The sequence below is a fragment of the Rhodococcus sp. NPDC057297 genome, assembly GCF_042667435.1.
Taxonomy (GTDB): domain Bacteria; phylum Actinomycetota; class Actinomycetes; order Mycobacteriales; family Mycobacteriaceae; genus Rhodococcoides.
The window spans coordinates 231422-244884 of sequence record NZ_JBHUZE010000002.1; the positions used below are offsets into that span (position 1 = coordinate 231422).

The 13463-nt window shown below is 64.5% G+C and carries 13 protein-coding genes; 8 read left to right on the top strand and 5 right to left on the bottom strand.

Features of this window, described 5'->3' with window-relative positions:
* Positions 1-10 precede the first annotated feature (10 nt).
* The 8 genes from sfnG (at position 11) to ACFULT_RS07010 (ending at position 10747) form a co-directional block, all read left to right on the top strand.
* Entirely contained in the window at positions 11-1123 is a 1113-nt protein-coding gene (gene sfnG / locus ACFULT_RS06975; RefSeq protein WP_378481005.1) for a dimethylsulfone monooxygenase SfnG, read from the top strand.
* 96 nt (positions 1124-1219) lie between these two features.
* Positions 1220-2458 carry a DUF5336 domain-containing protein gene (locus ACFULT_RS06980; protein WP_094719406.1) on the top strand — a complete coding sequence of 413 codons (1239 nt, stop codon included), beginning with the start codon at positions 1220-1222 and terminating at the stop codon, positions 2456-2458.
* A 57-nt stretch (positions 2459-2515) separates the two neighbouring features.
* Positions 2516-3976, top strand: a complete 1461-nt coding sequence (locus ACFULT_RS06985) for a DUF6350 family protein (RefSeq protein WP_378481006.1) — start codon at positions 2516-2518, stop codon at positions 3974-3976.
* 145 nt (positions 3977-4121) lie between these two features.
* Positions 4122-4760 carry a phosphoribosylglycinamide formyltransferase gene (gene purN / locus ACFULT_RS06990; protein ID WP_094626244.1) on the top strand — a complete coding sequence of 213 codons (639 nt, stop codon included), beginning with the start codon at positions 4122-4124 and terminating at the stop codon, positions 4758-4760.
* Positions 4757-6307, top strand: a complete 1551-nt coding sequence (gene purH / locus ACFULT_RS06995; RefSeq protein WP_378481007.1) for a bifunctional phosphoribosylaminoimidazolecarboxamide formyltransferase/IMP cyclohydrolase — start codon at positions 4757-4759, stop codon at positions 6305-6307. Before purN ends, purH begins: the two co-directional genes overlap by 4 nt.
* 141 nt (positions 6308-6448) lie before the next feature.
* Positions 6449-7315 (top strand): DUF559 domain-containing protein, encoded by an 867-nt coding sequence (locus ACFULT_RS07000; RefSeq protein WP_378481008.1) that lies wholly within the window; start codon positions 6449-6451, stop codon positions 7313-7315.
* A 97-nt stretch (positions 7316-7412) separates the two neighbouring features.
* Positions 7413-8798, top strand: coding sequence for a sigma 54-interacting transcriptional regulator (locus tag ACFULT_RS07005; RefSeq protein WP_378481009.1), 1386 nt, complete (start codon positions 7413-7415; stop codon positions 8796-8798).
* Positions 8798-10747 (top strand): hypothetical protein, encoded by a 1950-nt coding sequence (locus tag ACFULT_RS07010; protein ID WP_378481010.1) that lies wholly within the window; start codon positions 8798-8800, stop codon positions 10745-10747. Before ACFULT_RS07005 ends, ACFULT_RS07010 begins: the two co-directional genes overlap by 1 nt.
* Here ACFULT_RS07010 and ACFULT_RS07015 read toward each other — a convergent pair.
* The 5 genes from ACFULT_RS07015 to rpsN form a co-directional block, all read right to left on the bottom strand.
* Complete coding sequence (locus ACFULT_RS07015; RefSeq protein WP_037103893.1) at positions 10744-11313, bottom strand: DUF1707 domain-containing protein; 570 nt, start codon at positions 11311-11313, stop codon at positions 10744-10746. The two genes, ACFULT_RS07010 and ACFULT_RS07015, sit on opposite strands and share 4 nt — an antisense overlap.
* A 13-nt stretch (positions 11314-11326) precedes the next feature.
* The gene (locus ACFULT_RS07020) at positions 11327-11788 is read right to left on the bottom strand and encodes a hypothetical protein (RefSeq protein ID WP_019664482.1); all 462 of its coding nucleotides are present in this window, start codon (positions 11786-11788) and stop codon (positions 11327-11329) included.
* Positions 11789-11852: 64 nt separating this feature from the next.
* Entirely contained in the window at positions 11853-12776 is a 924-nt protein-coding gene (locus ACFULT_RS07025; RefSeq protein ID WP_037103922.1) for an AEC family transporter, read from the bottom strand.
* Positions 12777-12885: 109 nt separating this feature from the next.
* The gene (gene rpsR, locus ACFULT_RS07030; RefSeq protein ID WP_008719028.1) at positions 12886-13140 is read right to left on the bottom strand and encodes a 30S ribosomal protein S18; all 255 of its coding nucleotides are present in this window, start codon (positions 13138-13140) and stop codon (positions 12886-12888) included.
* A gap of 17 nt (positions 13141-13157) precedes the next feature.
* Positions 13158-13463: a 30S ribosomal protein S14 gene (rpsN, locus tag ACFULT_RS07035; protein ID WP_037103923.1), complete on the bottom strand. Its 306-nt coding sequence runs from the start codon at positions 13461-13463 to the stop codon at positions 13158-13160.

The following is a 13463-nucleotide window of genomic DNA, read 5'->3' on the forward strand; positions in this document are numbered from 1 at the left end:
AAGGAGAACGATGAGTACCGAAAGAATCGCCGACGCCATCAAATTCGCCTACTGGGTGCCCAATGTCAGTGGCGGATTGGTGACCAGCGACATCGAACAGCGCACCAGCTGGGACTACGAGTACAACAAGAAGTTGGCGCAGACCGCGGAGAACAACGGCTTCGAGTACGCGCTCAGTCAGGTTCGCTACGAGGCCAGTTACGGCGCCGAGTTCCAACACGAGTCGACGAGCTTCTCCCTCGCGCTCCTGCTTGCCACGGAACGACTCAAAGTCATTGCGGCCGTGCACCCTGGCTTGTGGCAGCCGGCGGTTCTGGCGAAGCTCGGCGCTACTGCGGACCATCTGTCGAACGGCCGTTTCGCGGTCAACGTCGTCAGCGGCTGGTTCAAGGACGAGTTCACGCACCTGGGTGAGCCGTGGCTCGAACACGACGAAAGATACCGTCGCAGTGCCGAATTCCTTCAGGTATTGCGCAAGATCTGGACCGAGGACGACGTCGACTTCCGTGGTGATTTCTACCGAATCCACGATTTCACGTTGAAGCCGAAGCCGTTGAACACCAAGGAACGACCCAACCCGGAACTGTTCCAGGGTGGTAACTCGTCGGCTGCGCAGGAGAACGCCGGTCGATACTCGGATTGGTACTTCAGCAACGGCAAGGATTACGACGGAGTCACCGAGCAACTCGACAACATTCGTCGTGTCGCTCAGGCGAACGATCGTGAGGTCAAGTTCGGTCTCAACGGCTTCATCATCGCGCGCGACACGGAGAAGGAAGCCAAGGACACTCTCCGCGAGATCATCGAGAAGGCCAACAAGCCGGCCGTCGAGGGTTTCAAGGGTGCTGTGCAGCAAGCCGGTTCGTCCACGAAGGACGGCAAGGGCATGTGGGCGGACTCGACGTTCGAGGATCTCGTGCAGTACAACGACGGTTTCAAGAGCCAGCTGATCGGAACTCCCGAACAGGTGGCACATCGCATCGTCGAATACCGCAAGCGTGGGGTCGACCTGATTCTCGGCGGCTTCCTGCACTTCCAGGAAGAAATCGAGTACTTCGGGGCGAAGGTCCTACCGCTCGTGCGTGAACTGGAGTCGTCACAGGTGCTCGTCGACGCAGGGTGAGAGAGGAGCCTCGCGGCAAGCGGGGCAGTCGAGTCGGGTCCGTAGACTAGCTTGGTCTACGGACCCGTACTCATTTTTTCTATCGAGGAGAGTGCCATGACGTATCCAGCAGAAGGCCAGCGTCCGCAGGGGCCAGGTCCCGGCGGTTATGGCAGTCAATCACCGGAGGGTGCTCGCTCTGCCGAGTCGACTCCGGGTGGTTACGGCGGTTACCCGACGCCCAGCCAGTCGTACGGCACTCAGCCGTCCTACGGAACGCAGCCACCGTCGTACGGTCAGCCGCCGTCGCAGCAGTCTGCGCCGACGGGTCAGTACAACCCGCCGCTGGCGTCGGACCGGTCGTCCTCGTTGCCGCGAATTCTGACGCTCGTTGCCGTGGCGCTCGGCGTCGTGAACTTCCTGGTCGGTCTCGCCGGCCAGTACGAGTTCTTCAGCGAAGGCGTCAACTTCTTCTTCGTGCAGGCGGGCGACCCGACGTCCATCGCGCTTCTGCTTGCTGCGGGCCTCGTCGCGGCGGTCGGTCTGCTGCCGAAGCAACCGAACACGGTCGGTATCGCTGCCGCTCTTGCCTTGTCCGGGTGGCTCGTACTGGTGTTCCAGAGCTTCAACGTCGGCGACGACTCCTCGGTGGGCGCGCCGGTTCAGTTGGGGATCGGCACCTTCGTCGTACTCGTTCTCGGTTTCGTCCAGACCGTCATGGCCGTCGCGGCCACGCTGTTCGGTGCGGGCATCCTGAAGGCTCCGCAGCCCAAGCCCGCGGGTTACGGTCAGCAGAACCCGTTCCAGGGATACGGCCAGCAGGCACCCGGGTACGGCCAGTCGGCGCAGAGCCAGAACTACGGCGGATACGGCCAAACACCTCAGAGCCCAGGTACTCAGGGTTACAGCGCACCACAGGAACGTGGGCAGTGGAGCGACCAGGGAAGTGCCCCGCAGCAGGGGTATGCCCCGCCTGCCTACACCGGGCCGTCGCAGAACCAGCCGAACCAGCAGAACCAGCACACCACCGGCAGCCTCGGTTACCCGGTCGGAACGTCGAAGCCGGATGCGGGAGCCAGCGGATTGACCGGTCCGGCCGGTCAGAATTCGCCGTTCAATCAGCAGCCGTACAGCCAGCCCCCGGTCGGTTCGGGTGGCTACGGCGCGCCGCAGCACGCAGCGCCGAGAGCGGAGCCTGCAGGAGCTACATCGGCTGGAGCGCAGTCGGCCGGACAACAGTCTGCGGGAGCGTCGCGTCAGGGGGACGAGCCCGAGGACACGTCGGACACCCCGCCGTACAGTGCGCCTACGCAGGCGTTCGGCCAGTCGGCCGCGCCGGAGGACGACAACAAATAAGGCTGTGTCGGCGCGCCTGAACCACCCGTCGGCAGGTAGGTGGAACGCTCGACTCCGATGAGCGCCGTATTGAATCAGGAGAGGAAACGCGCCCGACGGACGTCTCGTCCGCCGGAGCGTCGACCTCTGTTGTCTCCCTCCGAATCCACCACCATGCTGACCGTCGGGTTCCGCATTCCGGGTGTGCTCGTCGCGATCATCGCGACGGTCGTTCTCGTGACGCTGGTGTCGGTCAACAGTGAGCTCACCGGCACTTTCGGAGCAATCGCCGGGCTGTGGTTCGCGATCCATCAGGTCCCGTTCAGTATCGAGGGCACGTCCCTGGGCGTTTTCCCGCTTGTCCCGACGCTTGTTCTCGCCCTCGTCGTGGCGCGGGGCGTCGCCCGTGCAGTCGGCCGGGCGGAGACTCGTCGGGAACACGGTCTGATCGTGGGCGCGGCGGTGTTCGGTCCGGTTCTCGTGACCGCGATCGCGTTGGCGGTGGCCGCGGATGCGTCGTCGGTGATCGGGCTCGACACCCCCAATGCTCTGCTGGCTTTCGCGTGGGTGGCGGCCGTTCACGCGGTGTCCGCGGGCATCGGACTGGTGTGTGGGGTGTGGGACACCGAGTCGGATCGTCTGCCGGAATGGCTGCGCGGAATCGTGGCTCCGACCATCCGGGCGGCGGCTGTCCTCGTCGCGGGCGGCGGCGCGATCGTGCTGGCCGCGATGCTGGCGTCGTGGTCGACGATGGAGATGTTGCTGGAATCCGGAAACGGCTTCGTCGGTGTACTCGGATTGACGGTGCTGTCGATTCTTTACCTGCCCAACGTGCTGCTCGGCGCGATCGCGGTGTCGGTCGGATCGTCGGCGCACGTGGGCGATGTATCGGTCAGCATGTTCCAGGCCACAGGAGGTCCACTTCCCCCGCTGCCGGTCCTGGCCGTCCTGCCCGAGGGGCCGTCGCAGACGCTGTGGATGCTGATGCTCGTGATTCCGATCGGCGCCGGCCTGCTGCTCGGACGTGACTGCGCGAGGCGCACGGTGGACGTGCACTACGCACTGTCCGCGGTGTGGGTGGCGAGCGCCGTGATCGGCGTGTCCACGCTGGTGCTCGGCTTCGCGGCAGGCGGAAACCTGGGCACGTTCGGAACCGTTCAGGTGACGGTGTGGTCTCTCGGCCTGCTCGTCTTCGCCTGGCTCGCCGTCGTCGGATCCCTCGCGGCCGCCGTGACCGCATGGCGCGGAGGGTCCAAGCAGACCCCGATCGCCGACGACGTCGACACGGAACCCCGGCGCGAGCAGGAACCCATCGCCGCCATCGCCGCGCCCGTCGCTCATCCCGAACACGCAGTGGAAGCGGAAATCGTCGAAGAGCCCGACGCCCTGCCCGAGACTGCCGATTCATCCGACGTCGACGCAGCCGTGGTTGCCGAGGACACAACGGACACCGAGGACATCGTCGACGCCGAAATCGTCGAGGAAGTGTCCGCGGAAGATGCTGCGAAGGCCGACAGCGACGCCGACGACCGATCCTGAACTCACTGGCGGGCTTCGGTAGTCGTGGCAGCCGGGTCGCCGGCTGTCGTCGCCCGAGGACCTGCCTGACGGTGGCCTACACGTGGGCGACTATTCTTTCGTGCGGGCCCGTCGGTGATCGACGGGCGACCCGCGAGAACGACACATCAGGAGAAGTGCGCTGACTGCCACCCGTGAGCACCCAGCACGCGTCGTTGTCCTCGCTTCGGGCACCGGATCGCTTCTGCAGTCCCTGATCGATGCGACAAAGGCCGAGTCCTATCCGGCGCGGATCGTTGCGGTCGGTGTCGATCGTGATTGCGACGCTGCCCGGCATGCACACACTGCCGGGATTGCGCATTTCCGCGTCGGGCTGAGGGAGTTCGCGGACCGTGATGGCTGGGATGCGGCTCTCACCGAACGTGTGCTGGCGCACGAGCCCGATCTGGTGGTGACCGCCGGCTTCATGAAGATTCTCGGTTCCGATTTTCTCGGTGCGTTCGCCGGACGCATCGTCAACACTCATCCTGCGCTGTTGCCGTCGTTCCCCGGTGCGCATGCAGTGGAGGACGCGCTCGCCTACGGCGTCAAACTGACCGGGTCGACGGTGCATCTCGTCGACGCCGGTGTCGATACCGGGCCGATTCTGGCTCAGGAAGCTGTGCCCGTGCTGGGCGACGACGATGTCGCGACTCTGCACGAGCGAATCAAGACCGTGGAACGCAGGCTTCTGGTCGATGTGATCGCAGCTGTTGCCACCCGAGGTGTTGTCTCCGATGGACGAAAGGCTCAGATTCAACCATGAGTGAACGTAAAGCAGTGCGCCGCGCACTGGTCAGCGTCTACGACAAGACCGGTTTGATCGAACTCGCAACCGGCTTGCACAAGGCAGGCGTCGCTCTGGTCTCCACCGGATCGACAGCATCCAAGATCGCCGACGCCGGGATCCCGGTCACCAAGGTCGAGGATCTCACCGGGTTTCCCGAGACCCTCGACGGCCGCGTGAAGACGCTGCATCCGCGCGTCCATGCGGGTGTTCTGGCCGATACCCGTCGGCCGGAGCACGTTTCGCAGCTCGAAGAGCTCGGCATCGAGGCGTTCGAGTTGGTCGTGGTGAACCTCTATCCGTTCACCGACACCGTTGCCAGTGGCGCGACACCGGACGAATGCGTCGAGCAGATCGACATCGGTGGTCCGTCGATGGTCCGTGCTGCCGCGAAGAACCACCCGTCGGTGGCGGTCGTGGTTGATCCGGCTCGGTACTCCGACGTTCTCAGCGCAGTGTCCGGCGGCGGGTTCACGCTCGCCGAGCGCACTTCGCTTGCGGCACAGGCGTTCCAGCACACCGCTGCGTACGACGTCGCGGTCGCCTCGTGGATGAGCAGCGTTCTCGTGGATTCGGACTCGCAGTTCCCCGAATGGATCGGCGGCACCTGGGACCGTGCGGCAGTGCTGCGCTACGGCGAGAACCCGCACCAGGCCGCAGCCCTGTACAAGGACCCGGCCGGCACCGGCATCGCTCAGGCCGAGCAGCTGCACGGCAAAGAGATGTCCTACAACAACTTCACCGACGCCGACGCAGCGTGGCGTGCCGCTTTCGATCACGAAGGCCCGACCGTCGCGATCATCAAGCACGCCAACCCGTGTGGCATCGCCGTCGGCGCGGATATCGCCGAAGCGCACCGCAAGGCCCACGCCTGTGACCCAGTCAGTGCCTACGGCGGTGTGATCGCAGCCAACCGCGAAGTGACGGTCGCGATGGCCGAGCAGGTCGCGGAGATCTTCACCGAGGTGATCGTCGCTCCGTCCTACGCTGACGGTGCACTCGGAGTTCTGCAGCGCAAGAAGAACATTCGTGTGCTGCTCGCGGCCGCCCCGTCGGGCAAAGGGGTCGAGCTCAAGCCGATCTCCGGTGGCACCCTGCTGCAGGAACGCGACGCCATCGACGCCGACGGCGACAACCCGGCCAACTGGACTCTGGCAGCCGGTGACGCAGCGGACGAGCAGACCCTGAAGGATCTCGAATTCGCCTGGCGTGCAGGCCGTGCCGTCAAGTCCAACGCAATCCTGCTGGCCAAGGACGGCGCGTCCGTCGGCGTCGGTATGGGTCAGGTCAACCGCGTCGACGCAGCTCATCTCGCCGTCCAGCGTGCGGGCGATCGCGTCGTCGGTTCGGTTGCCTCCTCGGACGCCTTCTTCCCGTTCCCCGACGGCTTGCAGGTTCTCCTGGCCGCCGGCGTCAAAGCCGTCGTGCAGCCCGGCGGATCCGTCCGCGACAACGAAGTCATCGCCGCAGCCCAGGACGCCGGCGTCACGCTGTACCTCACCGGTTCGCGTCACTTCGCGCACTGATCCAGTTCGCACTTGTGCAGGCCGAAGCGCCTGATTGGTCTGCACAAGTGCGAACTCGCGCCCTGTGGATAGACCGGAATCTATCCACAGGCTCCGTCGCTAGACCGCTTTTCGGGTGGGTAGCCGTGCAATCGTGGGCGAGTGCCCGCCGACCAGCCGTTCAGAGGTTCCCTCGCAGTCCGCGACGGTAGCCTGACTCGACATCAACTGACCCACGGCTTCATGCGCATGCACCGCGACGTCTATGTGCGCAAGGACGTTCGGATCGACGCTGTTGTCCGGGCGCGGGCAGCCCACGTGTTCGCTGGTTGGGCGGCGGTGTGTTGCGGGATGTCGGCAGCTGCATTGCACGGCGCACGATGGATCGACCCCGACGCGCCTGCGGAGGTGATCTGGCTCGGACGCCGACGCCAACTCGACGGTATCCGCATCCGATTCGATACCGTCCGCGATGTCGAGATCACCACCGTCGCAGGTCTGCCGGTGACCACGATCCCCAGAACCATGTTCGATCTGGCGAGGCGGCTCCCCAGAGTGCGGGCCGTGCAGGTGCTGGACGACCTGTCAGGAGTGTCCGGAATCTCGGCTGCAGACGTTCTTCCGTTGTGCGCACGGTATCCGGGCTTACGGGGAGTATCTGCAGCGCGATCGGTTCTGGCACTCGTCGACGGTGGTGCAGAGTCTCCGCAGGAAACCGCTACTCGGCTGTTGCTCGTCGATGCAGGACTGCCTCCACCCGAGACACAGATTCGCGTTGCCGACGAACACGGCATGTTGTTCGCTCGCTGCGATCTGGGCTGGCCGGAGTGGAAGGTGGCCGTCGAGTACGACGGGGTGCAGCACTGGACGTCGGAGAAGCAGCGGTCCTGGGACATCGAGCGGTACGAAAGGCTCGAGCGCGCCGGCTGGCTGGTGGTCCGAGTGAATTCGGAGCAGCTGCGCCTCCGTCCGCGCGAGGTGGTCGAGCGTGTTCGACGCAAATTGCGGCAAGCGGGCGCGCCCGTGTGACGAGTTCGCACTTGTGCAGACGAGAGACCCCCGTTTCTCAGCACAAGTGCGAACTCGGCGAACGGTGCTTCTTCTGAGACGGGCGTACTTTGGTGAAGTGACCTCTAATCGACCTGGCATCACCACTGTCGGCGAGTTGCGTGCATCCGGACACGTGCAGCGCTCTGTGAAAGAAGAACTCCGGGAAAATCTGCTCGACGCATTGCGTGAGGGCAGGGATGCGTGGCCGGGAATTCTGGGCTTCGACAAGACTGTGCTTCCGCAGTTCGAGCGAGCGATTCTTGCTGGTCATGACGTTGTTCTGCTCGGTGAACGCGGGCAGGGAAAGACGCGTCTTCTGCGTACGTTGAATCTTTTGCTCGACGAGTGGGCGCCTGTCATCGCGGGTTCCGAGCTCGGTGAGCATCCGTACGAACCCATCACTCCGGCGAGCATCAGACGGGCACGTGAGCTCGGCGACGCGTTGCCCGTCGAGTGGCGTCACCGTAGCGAGCGATACTCGGAGAAGCTGGCTACTCCGGATACGTCGGTTGCGGACCTCGTCGGCGATGTCGACCCGGTGAAGGTTGCCGAAGGACGGAGTCTGGGAGATCCGGAGACCATCCACTTCGGGCTCGTGCCGCGGAGTCATCGGGGCATCGTGGCGATCAACGAGCTCCCCGATCTTGCGGAACGTATTCAGGTTTCGCTGCTGAACGTCATGGAGGAGCGGGACATCCAGGTCCGCGGCTACACGCTGCGTCTGCCGCTCGATGTCGTGCTCGTCGCGAGTGCGAACCCGGAGGACTACACCAACCGTGGGCGGATCATCACTCCGCTGAAGGACCGTTTCGGCGCGGAGATTCGTACTCACTACCCGCATGCGTTGGCCGACGAGATCTCGGTGATCGAGCAGGAGGCCAACCTCCCGGCGAATGTGCCGTCGTACCTTCTCGAAGTGCTGGCGCGGTTCACCAGGCTGCTGCGTGAGTCGCCGTCCGTCGATCAGCGTTCGGGTGTGTCGGCGCGGTTCGCCATCGCCGCGGCGGAGACCATCGCGGCCGCGGCGGTGCATCGTGCTGCGGTTCTCGGCGAGAGCGATGCGGTGGCGCGGCCGGTGGATCTCGGAACCATCATCGAAGTTCTCAGGGGCAAGGTGGAATTCGAGTCCGGTGAAGAGGGCCGTGAGACCGAGGTGCTCGAGCATTTGCTTCGACGCGCGACGGCCGACACGGTGCGGGACCGGCTGGGTGGGATCAATCTGGCACCGCTCGTCACGGCCATCGAACAGGGTGAGCCGGTGGTGACGGGCGATCGAATCGCCGCCAAGACACTGATCGGTGAGCTGCCGGACCTCGACGTGCTTCAGGAGATCGACGAGCGTCTGAACGCGACGTCCGATGGCGAGCGGGCTGCCGCAACGGAACTCGCACTGGAAGGGCTGTACCTTGCGCGAAGGATTTCCAAGGATCCCGATGACGACGGACAGACGGTGTACAGCTGATGCCTGCCAGTAGATACGGGCGGTATCACGACGGCCCCGATCCACTGGCACCGCCGGTAGACCTGCGCGAAGCGCTGGAGTCGATCGGTGAGGACGTGCTCGAGGGCGCATCGCCGCGTCGGGCGATGCAGGAGATGCTCCGGCGGGGTACCCGGAACATGCGGGGCCTCGACGATCTGGCGGCCGAGGCCAACCGTCGGCGACGGGATCTTCTGCGGAAGAACAATCTCGACGGAACACTCCAGGAGGTCCGCGAACTCCTGGACAAAGCCGTCCTCGAGGAGCGCAAAGCGTTGGCTCGTGCGCTCGACGACGACGCGCGTTTCCAGGAGATGCAAATCGGGGATCTGTCCCCGTCGACGGCGCAGGCCGTGCAGGAGCTAGCCGATTACGACTGGCGTTCGTCGGAAGCTCGCGAGAACTACGAGAAGATCAAGGATCTGCTCGGGCGTGAGATGTTGGACCAGCGTTTCGCGGGTATGAAGAATGCGCTCGAGAACGCGACGGACGAGGATCGGCAAGCCATCAGCGAGATGCTGAAGGATCTCAACGAGCTTCTGGACAAGCACAACCGAGGCGAGGACACCGATCAGGACTTCTCGGAGTTCATGGCCAAGCACAGCCAGCACTTCCCCGAGAATCCGTCGAACGTCGAGGAGCTACTCGATTCCCTGGCCCAGCGAGCCGCGGCAGCTCAGCGTCTGCGCAACTCGCTCAGTCCGGAGCAGCGAGCGGAGCTGGATGCGTTGGCGCAGCAGGCATTCGGAGATTCGAATCTGCTGCAGCAACTCGACCAGCTCGATCAGAACCTCCAGCAAGCCAGACCGGGGGAGGATTGGGACGGGTCGCAGAACTTCCGTGGCGAGAACGGCATGGGTCTGGGCGACGGAACCGGTGCGCTACAGGACATCGCTGACCTGGAGAACCTCGGAAACCAGCTCTCTCAGCAGTACAACGGCGCCGCGCTCGACGACATCGACGCCGACGCGTTGCTGAAACAGCTGGGGCCGGAAGCTGCGGCGGATGCTCGGATGTTGGCCGAGCTCGAAAAGGCGCTCGAACAGCAAGGATTCATGGACAAGGGTGCCGACGGCCAATGGCGGTTGTCGCCCAAGGCGATGCGTCAGCTGGGACAGTCCGCCCTCAAGGACGTCGCGGGACGAATTTCCCGACGCGGCGGCGAGCGGGACACGCGCAAGGCCGGTGCGATGGGCGAGCCGACGGGGGCTTCTCGGGCATGGGAATTCGGTGACACCGAGCCGTGGGACGTCACCCGCACCGTCAACAATGCCGTCCTGCGCACCGCAGCCGAGGGCTCGACGTTCCCAGTGCAGCTTCAAGTGACCGACGTCGAGATCAGCGAGACCGAAACGCGGACGCAGGCGGCCGTCGCGCTGCTCGTCGACACGTCGTTCTCCATGGTGATGGACGGTCGATGGGTGCCGATGAAACGCACCGCTCTTGCGTTGAATCACCTCGTCAGCACCAGGTTTCGCGGAGACGATCTGCAGCTGATCGGCTTCGGTCGTCACGCGCAGACACTGACGGCATCGGAACTGGCCGGTCTCGACGGGGCGTACGACCAGGGCACCAATCTGCATCACGCGTTGATGCTGGCGGTGCGGCACCTGCGTCGGCATCCCAACGCGCAACCCGTCGTGCTGATCGTGACCGACGGCGAACCCACCGCGCACCTCGAGCCCGACGGGCACGCGTATTTCGATTATCCTCCGTCGAACAGGACTTTGGGGCTGACGGTCCGTGAACTGGATACGGTGGCGAAGCTGGGTGCGCAGGTGACCATCTTCCGGTTGGGAGACGATCCGGGGCTGGCCCGCGTCGTGGACAAGATGGCCGAGCGGGTAGGTGGGCGAGTCATCGCTCCCGAGTTGGATGGGCTCGGAGCCGCGGTGGTGTCGGACTATCTGAAACGCAGGAAGTCCCGTTAGTCCTTGGCCTTGATGCTGACGCCGCCCCAGAATGCGAAGCCCGTTACGACGATTCGCGGGGCGCCGGGAGCACCTTGTTGGCTCAGATGATCGAAGCCGCCCATGATGCCTGCGCCGCGTACTTCGACGGCGACGTTGCGGGGGACCGTGATGTCGATGCCGCCCATGATCGCGACGCAGTTGATCGTCACCTCGGGAGCCGAGAAGTGCGCTCTGCGTAGGTCGATCTCACCGCCGCCCCAGAACGCGACGGCCTCGACGCGGGGTGCGACGGTCCATTCGCCTTTGCGCTCGAATCCACTCATGATGGCGACGGCGCGATCGGTGGAACGGCTGGGAGTCGAGTAGAGAGCTTCGGTGGGCGGCGTCAGCGCAAGGTCGCTGGTGAGAACATCGAGTTCGCCGTAAGTTTTTGCGCGGTACGCGGCGGCCGTGCGCTCGTCGTACTCGGACACCGTGAGCTGGCCACCGGCCAGAGCGTCGCTGAGGAGCTTGGCGACGAGGTTGCGGTCCGCGTCGGCGGCACGGACGGATTCACGGTTCTGTTCGGGCAGGTGATCGCTCACCTGGGTCAGGTTACTAGGCCGCGTTCACGATGGCGCGGTCTCCGACGGGCGAACTCAAGGTCATCTGCATCGTGCCGTACACGGCGACCATGATGCAGGCCTTGTCCGCGGCCTCGGGAAGTGTTCCGGTTCGTAGGGCGATGACGACCTCGGTATCGGACTCGGTGACCTCTACTTCGGCCCCGTAACACTCCGGGGTTCCGGTGACGAAATGGATGGCGATGGTGTTGGGGGAGATCTGGCTCCACGACTCGAACGGCGTCGACACAGCGCGCACCAGCCCTGGGGTGGACTCGAACATCGTCCCGACGTCGCCTACCGGGACCTCGACGGGCACCGGCGGTGCACTGGGACTGTGCATCAGCTGCGCCGATGTAGGGGTGGTGGCTTCGACGTCGTCACCGCCGTCGGCAGGGTCGTTGCCGCACCCGACGAGCAGGACGCACAGCAGAACTCCTGCAGCCAGAAACCTCATGGCTCCAAAGTAACCGCGGGAGCTGAGGAGAACCTTTGGGTAGTCGAAGAATCGGGCGACCGGTCTAGGCGAGCAGGGCCGTCACCAGTGCGATGACGGGTATCGCCGCGATGGTGGTGACGAAGGCCGTGTCTCGGGCCATGACGACGGCGCGGTCGTAGCGGTTCGCGAAGACGAAGACGTTCTGGGCAGTGGGGAGGGCGGAGATGACGGTGATGGCGAAGAGTTCGTGGCCTTCCAATCCCATCGCGAGTCCCATCAGGTATCCGAGGACGGGCTGGAGCACCATTTTCATCGTCGACGCGAGGAGGACGTCTCGCCTGGGGCTCTTGCCTTTCTGGAGGACGCGGGCGCCGTAGAGGGAGAGACCGAACGCGAGAAGAGCGCCGGGAACGGCAGCACCGCCGACCAGGTCGAACGGTTGCATGATGGCTTCCGGCAGTTCGATGCCGAAGATGGACAGCAGGAGTCCTGCGGCGCCGGCAAGGACGATGGGGTTCTTGAAGGGCGTGACGACGATGTTGCGGATGGACGCCTTCTTGCCCATGGTCGACAGGTCCAGGATGGTCAGTGCCAACGGCGAGTACACCATGATCTGGAAGAGCAGCAGCGGCGCGACGAAGTTGGCGTCGCCCAGTACGAAGACTGCGATCGGGATTCCGAGGTTGGCGGCGTTGACGTAGGACGATGCCAGGCCGCCTATGGTCGCCTCGGGTACACGGCGTTTCAGTACGAGCCGTGCCAGGAGGAAGTAGAGGGATCCGACGACGAGCGCGGTGACGCCGGCGATCACGAGGATCGGCGACAGGATGACTGCGAGATCCGCCTGAGCGAGTGTCACGAACAACAGGGCGGGCGTTGCGACGAAGAACACGAGCCGGCTGAGGACGAACTGGCCGTGCTCGCCGAGGACCCGGAACTTCGCGAGTACGTAGCCGAGCGCGATGACGATGAAGATGACCGTGAAGCCTTCGAGAACACCGGACATGGAGCGGTAGGTCTCGTTTCTCTCAGGGAGGCTGGCCAGGACTAACTCTAGTGCTCACGCAGAAAGGCCACGCACTCGGAGAGTGCGTGGCCTTTCGTACGAGAAGTTGTTACCGGCTGGTGAACGGCAGCAAGGCCATCTCACGAGCGTTCTTCACTGCGACGGCGACCTGACGCTGCTGCTGCGGCGTGAGGCCGGTGACGCGGCGGCTGCGGATCTTGCCGCGGTCCGAGATGAACTGACGAAGAAGGTTGATGTCCTTGTAGTCCACCGTGGTCACCTTGGCGGCGTTCAACGGGTTCTTCTTGGGTCGACGTCCTGCCTCTGCGCGGACCTTCTTCGACGGTGCTCTCTTGACTGCCATCTGTTCTTCCCTGTTCCTTACCAGCTCGACTTGTGGACGCCTGGCAGCTCCCCACGGTGGGCCATCTCGCGTACCTTCACGCGTGACAGTCCAAATTTCCGCAGGTGGCCGCGCGGACGTCCATCCGCAGCGTCACGATTGCGCAATCGTACCGGACTCGCGTCGCGCGGTAGACGCTGCAGTGCCGCTTGGGCCTCGGCTCGCTCGGAATCGGGCGTCGAGGGCTTCCGAACGATCTCCTTCAATTCGGCCCGGCGCGCTGCCCAGCGGGCGACGACGACCTTGCGCTGCTCGTTCTTGGCGATCTTCGATTTCTTGGCCAT